5 protein-coding genes are annotated in these 6,599 nt (G+C 55.8%); 2 read left to right on the forward strand and 3 right to left on the reverse strand.

The genetic code is table 11. The features are described 5' to 3' along the window. Positions 1–206: 206 nt before the first annotated feature. Genes RWL87_RS08835 through RWL87_RS08845 form a run of 3 tightly spaced genes read right to left on the reverse strand, consistent with a single transcriptional unit; the run spans position 207 to position 1,574 of the window. Positions 207–866 (reverse strand): hypothetical protein, encoded by a 660-nt coding sequence (locus tag RWL87_RS08835; protein WP_049338168.1) that lies wholly within the window; start codon positions 864–866, stop codon positions 207–209. A 16-nt stretch (positions 867–882) separates the two neighbouring features. After that, the gene (locus tag RWL87_RS08840) at positions 883–1,044 is read right to left on the reverse strand and encodes a hypothetical protein (protein ID WP_313969634.1); all 162 of its coding nucleotides are present in this window, start codon (positions 1,042–1,044) and stop codon (positions 883–885) included. Positions 1,045–1,094: 50 nt separating this feature from the next. Further along, a complete protein-coding gene (locus RWL87_RS08845; RefSeq protein ID WP_313969635.1) occupies positions 1,095–1,574 on the reverse strand; it encodes a DUF4190 domain-containing protein in 480 nt (159 codons plus the stop codon). 302 nt (positions 1,575–1,876) lie between these two features. Between RWL87_RS08845 and RWL87_RS08850 the strand changes: the two genes are divergently transcribed. Both RWL87_RS08850 and RWL87_RS08855 read left to right on the forward strand, forming a co-directional pair. Continuing rightward, entirely contained in the window at positions 1,877–2,161 is a 285-nt protein-coding gene (locus RWL87_RS08850; protein ID WP_005507345.1) for a pyrophosphorylase, read from the forward strand. Positions 2,162–2,339: 178 nt separating this feature from the next. Further along, the coding region (locus RWL87_RS08855; RefSeq protein WP_313969636.1) for a DUF6531 domain-containing protein at positions 2,340–6,599 on the forward strand (4,260 nt) is incomplete at its 3' end.

Below are 6,599 nucleotides of genomic sequence, written 5' to 3' on the forward strand. Positions count from 1 at the left end.
ATCAACACCCCAGAGAATAATGAGGAAGGTGCACATGGCGGGTTCTCGTTTCGTGTGGTTGGTGAATAGGAAGAGCACGCGCCCCGTCTGGGCTAGGCGGCGGTGCCTACATGCTGAGGATACCAGGGCATGAGCCCCGAAAGCCCCGGAGTAGCGTGGGAGTGAGCTACGCATCCCCGGGAGCCTTTAGCCCACAAACCGGTAGGCTACATATCGACGTCAGCAAGACCCGAAATCTCTTTTTGGCGCTTAAAGTACGAAATGACTTCATCGCGGTTATCCAGCTGGTTCACCTTATCCACGTCAGCCGGATTATCCAGATCAGGCCAGCGGCCATACTCAATCCTGAACCGAGTAATGACCAAGAGATAGTACTCATCATAATTTTTGCTCAACGGATTAATACGCGCACGCGACTTAGTGAGGAACCACATCCTGCTAGCGGTATCTTCATCCTTGGACTCACTATAAACAACGCTATCAATCGAGCCGATGGGGCAGATCCTCGACCCGAGAACAGGGGTGTGCATATTAATACCCTCAGAAGAAATCTTCATGTACGTGGCATTGACATGCCACAGGTAGAACAAGAGGAAAGCAGTCATGAGTATGTATACAACCTCCATGAAAGTACTCGTCTCTGCCCTTTCTAATGACAGGGAATAGCATACAAGCGGGAAGCCCGGGATAAAGACAATAATGTACGCCAGTAGCGCATCGATACGACTAATGTAGATGCCTTCACGCTTCTTCTTCTCGTCACGGCGTCGATTGATGATGTAAGCGGCAAGGGTGAGAATCGTGAAAATAGTCGTGATGATGGAGCATACGCCCCAAAAGGTAATAGCAGATTCTTGAGACATCATTTAGCTATTCGCTCCTTCAGCTATTCGCTCCTTCAATCGGGTTGGAGTCGGTGATGGTAGTGGAGTGCGCATCGAGGATGCGTTGCAGATGCTCCAGGGTGTACTCGCCGCCAGATGCTGAAGCACCCACGGAGGATACGGCCGAGGGGCGCTCGCAGGCACGGCGACTGCCGCACACGCGAACGCCCCCACCCGTCACATCATCGGTCAATAACCGAGACGACCGATCTACTTGTCATCGTCTACAGGGTAGAGCCAGCCGCCGTATGCGCAGTAGCGCTTACCGTCCTTCTCGGTGTAGTAGGCGCCAACAAATTCCTTGCTCTCACACTTCTGAATTGCTTCCTGGGCTCGTTGCTTAAGCCTTGCATCCCTCTGAGCGCGCACATTGTTACCCAGAACGAAGGTGACCATCGCAACCGCGACCAGCACGAGCGAAATGATAGCCATGACCTTGCCCTTGCCGGTGCCGCGCTTGACCATGACCAGGGCAATAATCGCGAAAATAACGGTCGGGATTGCGGTAAATGCACCCAGAATAATGAAGCCAGTCAGGGCGGAAATAATGCCCAGAACCAGTGCGGTTACTGCCGCCCACTTCTTCTTTTTCGGTGCCTCAACAGGGCCGGATGCGGGCTGTGCGGCGGGTGCCTGCTGGGTGAATTGCGGCTGCTGCGGTGCAGCCGGCTGCGGGGTGTTTTCAGACATGGAAGTCCTCATTTCGTATGTGGTTGGTGAATCTATCGATAGGGTGCCACCCAGGGTGGGGTGGCATTTCCTAAGGATACCGTAGCGGGAGAAAACCCTTGATGAGAGTAGATAGATGTATATGCACGCACTGCTGTGCAATGTCTACTATGAGAAATTTTTCTCACAACAGGGTGCAGAGGGTGCGCTTTGCCGCGAAATAGTGTAATGTTCGAAGTGGTGCAAAGCACTAACGGTGCGTATTTGATATTCGCGTATCCAATGCACATCTTCCGGCAACTCAACGACGAAAGAGGAACATCGTGTCCGATCGCGTACTCTCATCGCAGGCAGCCAAGGATGCCATTACTGCTCTCCAGAACATCATCAATGGCGGTCTGCAGAACGAAATCAATAACCTTAACCAGCAGGGTAACCAGCTGAAGGACCCCAACAACTGGGACGGCCCCCTGGCTGAGCGTTTCCGCAATGACACCTGGCCCGGCGTAGAAAACACCCTGCGTAACCTGACTCAGGAACTGACCGACCTGCGCGAGCAGCTCAACCAGATTTCTACCGATATCTTCCAGGCAGGTGGCGGCTCCTAAGCCTTCCCTGGTAAACGCCGTTTACCGCCCCGCCCCCCGGCTACGGGGCGGTGAGCGGTAGGCGGCGTTTTCTGCTAATTGGCTTGAGTACACGTTATTCCCAGGTATGGCAGCATGCCTGCCTAAACTTGTTTAATCACCACACTTCCGTACTAACCACACCGAAAGACAACAGAGCATGAATCTGAATACTGAAGAAGTCAAGTACGATGATGCTACGTCGGATGCCCTTGCTGGCGCTTGTCGCACCGTTGCGCAGAATATTGACGGTGCACTACCTCCTCTTAAGAACTCGCTGACGACAGCTTTGGAGGACTTCGTAGGTCACTATGCCGATGTTGCGGCAGCGAATATTGATACCACTATTAGTGATGGTCGTAATATCGCCGACGTCTTCCGCCAGCTGGCTGATGTGGTGGACCGCCTTAAAGAAGCGGCGCAAAAAGAAAAGCGAAACCGTAAACTCGTGCGTGATTATGAGAAAAAGTTTGAGGGTGACTGGAGCGGTTTCCGCAAGTGGTGGGATAGCATTTTTGGAGAAGGGGCCCCGAGCCCCGAGTCGTACATTCCGGATACTAAGATTGATACCACTTCCCCAGGCCAGCGTGAGAGCACTGAGACTCGCTCAGGGAGTATGACTGTTTCTTCGGCGCGCCCTTTGACCGTGCGTGCTCTCTCCAATACTTTGGCGAACCTTGGTACTAGCTTTGATGCTGAGCCGGGTAAGCTCCGCAGTCTTGCTTCTGAATTTGCGGCTAAGTGCCAGTGGGGAACTATTGATGCTGAAAATCTCATCAGCACGTTTGAAGCGTGGAATAAGTCGAACGCTAATGATAAGACTTGGCTGGGTATCGTAGCCGATACCTTTGAGCAGTACGGTAGCTCGGGTCAGATGATTACCGTTGCCAATTCCACTCTGGAAGGTGCAATCAGTGCAGCTGGTGTCAGCACTGAGCGTCACGAGTTGAAAGTTCCGGCGCCTGCTGTTGTGGGTAAATCCACTACCAGTGGTTACGTGAACGACCCTGTGAACGTTGCGACAGGTAACTTCATTGAAGAAGAGACCGATATGGCGTTCTCCGGTGTGGTTTCTGCTTGCTCTGTAACCCGCATGTACAACAGCGTGGCTGTTTTCGGTCAGCACGCTGTATCCGGTGTGTTCGGTGCTGGTTGGTCCTCAAATATTGAGAGCCGTGTGCAGCTGAACGCTGAGAATGCTGTCTGGACGATGGCTGACGGTCGTGAGGTTACTTTCGACCGAATGATTCGTGAGGACGGCACCCACGGCTATGCTCGCGCTCCGCGTGAGCCGTGGTGGCTTGAAGAGCTGCCCCTCACCCAGCTGATGGGTGAAGAGGGTTCTATTACTGACCCCTCCCTGCGCTATATTTTGCACGCGACGGGCTACGATGCCTCGTCCCTGCTGCGTATCTCCGACAACTCTGGAACCCAGCACATTTTTAGCCTCACCGGTGTTTACCTGGGTATGAGCGCTGGAGCAGGTACTGCTGTCGCGTACCTGCGCGATGAAGAAGGTCGTGTTGGCGCTATCGTGCATCAGCGCGGTGCACGTATCAACGTGGAGTACACCGAAGGCGGCCTTGTCGGTGCTATTCATTCTTCTCGCGGTCAGTCTGTGCGTTACGAGTACGTCACTCTTGACGGTCGTACTCACTTGTGTGCTGTACACGGCGATGCTGGTACCCGCCGTTATGAACATGACGCTGCTGGCCTGATTCACCGCGTGGTGGCTAGTACCGGCACTGTTGAGGTGACGAACTACTATGACCCGACCGGTCGCATTACAGAGCAGGACACCGAATACGGTCGTCGTGTTCGCTACCGCTACCTGCCGAACGGCATTACTGACGTTTCAAACGAAGATGCCTCCTACACGAACCTGTGGATTAGTGACCAGTACGCACGCTTGACCGCTATTGTTGACGCGGAAGGTGGGCGTACTAGCTATGCCTACGATGACTTTGGCAACCGCGTGAGCGTGGTGGACCGCGATGGTTCCCGTACTACTCGCTACAGCGATGAGCGCGGCCGTATTATTCGTGAGGTCACCGATGAGGGCGCAGAAACCCTCTTTGCGTATGACGAGCATGACCGCGTGGTCTCTGTGGCAATGAGCGCTATTGAGACGGACCCGCGCGCTCGCCGTGCCGCCCGTCTGGCTCGTCGTGCTCGCCTGGAGGCGGAGGCTCAGGGCCGTACCCTCGATGAGGCTGCTTCGGGGCAGGAGTCTGCCCAGAGCCCTGCCGTAAGCCCGATGACTACGGTGACTTACGAGTACGCGAATGATTTTGAGCGTAACCCCTCTTCTATGACTGACGGCAACGGTCATGTGACCCGTTTTGAGTGGGCTGACGGCCTGCTGCAGCGTGTGGTGAGCCCTGAGGGCGTTACCGTCTCCTTGGAATATGACGATCTTGGTCTGCTGACCGGTATTCGTAATGCTGAGCAGCAGCTGACCCGTTGTGAGTACTCTGCTGCGGGTCACCTGGTGAAGATTGTTTCCGCCCTTGGGTTGGAGACTGAGTTCACCTACGATTCTGCCGGTCACATGGTGTGCCGTCAGGATCCGGATGGTTCCCGCTGGCGTTTTGAGTACGCTGCTGGCGGTCGCCTGGTGGCTTCGGTGGATCCCGCTGGTGCTCGCACCGAATATGAGTACGGTCCGAGCGGTGACATTGTTGCCATGGTTGACCCGCTGGGTCGCCGCATGGAGCGTTCCTTTGATACGAACGGCAATATTGACCGTATTACCCTGCCGGGTGGCGCGCAGTTCAGCTATGCCTACGATGGTTTGATGCGACTGGTCCGCACCATTGACCCTGCCGGTGGTGTGTGGACTCGCGAGTATGATGCCGCAAGCACCCTGACTGCGTTGATTGACCCGACCGGCGTGAGTGTACGTACCTCCGTCGATTCCTCACGCAAGACCATCACCACTAACGATGGTGTTGACCGCGTGCGTATCTCGTGCGACCACCTGGGCCGCCCGGTGCGTACCGAGGTTCTCTCTGATGATTCTGGCCCGCAGGTTAGTGCAGATGCTGACGACCCGACTGTCTCCACGATGGTTTATGACGGTGCGGGTAACCCCGTGCAGGTGCTGGACGCTGAAGGCGGTCTGAGCCGCTACGAGTACAACGGCTCGAACCAGATGGTGCGCATGGTTTCCCCTGCGGGCCGTGTGACCGAGTACAGCTACGATGCGTGCGGTCGACTGGCTGCAACCTATGAGGCGGCCGGCACTGCTGAGCAGTCTGTGACTCGCTACGAGTATGACGCTGATTCCCGACTGATCCGCCAGGTGTACGGTGACGGTTCTGAGGCACGCGTTCGCTATGACGCGTGCGGTCGTGTGCTGTCCATTACCGGTTCCGGTGTGGCTTCTCCGGTGTTCTACACCTGGGATTCCTGTGGTCGCGTGAAGAGCATCCGCGATAACAAGTGGGGTACTCGTTCGTTCACTTATGATGCCGCTTCTCAGGTGGTTGCGGTGACTAATGGTGCCGGTGGCGTGACCCATTACCGCTATGACGAGGCGGGTAACGTTACCTCCGTGATGGACCCTGCTGGTCGTATTACCCACTACGAGTATGACCTGATGGGTAATGTTCTGGCGGCAACCAATCCGCTGGGGGTGCGCGCTACCTCTACCTATGATGCTGCCGGTCGTCTGCTGACCAGCACTGACGGTAATGGTGCTGTACATTCCTTCGGTTACGACCGTGACGGCGTTCCCTGTTCCCATTCGGTGAATGGCTCTCTGCTGTACCGTATGGAGCGTGATTCTGCGCGCCGTACGATGACGACTTATGATCACGCGGGCGTTGATGCGTTTGGTGCTCCCGTGGTGACCGTCGAGTCTTATGACCGTTTGGGCCGTCTGGTCCGTCAGCGCCGTGAGTTTGGTGCTCAGATTCCGGAGTCTTTCCGTACCGCGTACATGGACGAGACTGGCGGCTATGAGCTGTCCTACGCTTACGATGCTGATGGTCTGCGCACTGAGTTTGTGCACCCTCTGGGCTCGAGCGCTTATGTGTATGATGCTGCTGGCCGCATGGTCAAGCAGACTGACATCACCGCGTACCGCCTGGATGGAACCGCCGTTACCTCTGAGTCTCGTGTGGAGTCTTCCTTCGAGTACAACGCGGTAGACGCGCTGGTGCGTGCGCAGGTGTCTGACCTGGCAGGTACTTGGGTTCGCGAGTTCGGTTACCGTGGTGCGCATATAACCTCTGCGACCGAGCAGCCCGCTGAGGCAGACTCTTCTGAGGCTCTGCACACTGAGATTATTCGTGATGATCTGGGCCGTATTAGCGGTGTGGATTCGCCCGCTGGCCTGGTCATGTACACCTACACTGACGCACAGATGCTCTCTTCTGCCGTTCGCGGCACCGAGACCCTGCGTTGGGCCTATGAC

It is taken from the genome of uncultured Rothia sp. (genome assembly GCF_963555405.1).
Lineage (GTDB): Bacteria > Actinomycetota > Actinomycetes > Actinomycetales > Micrococcaceae > Rothia.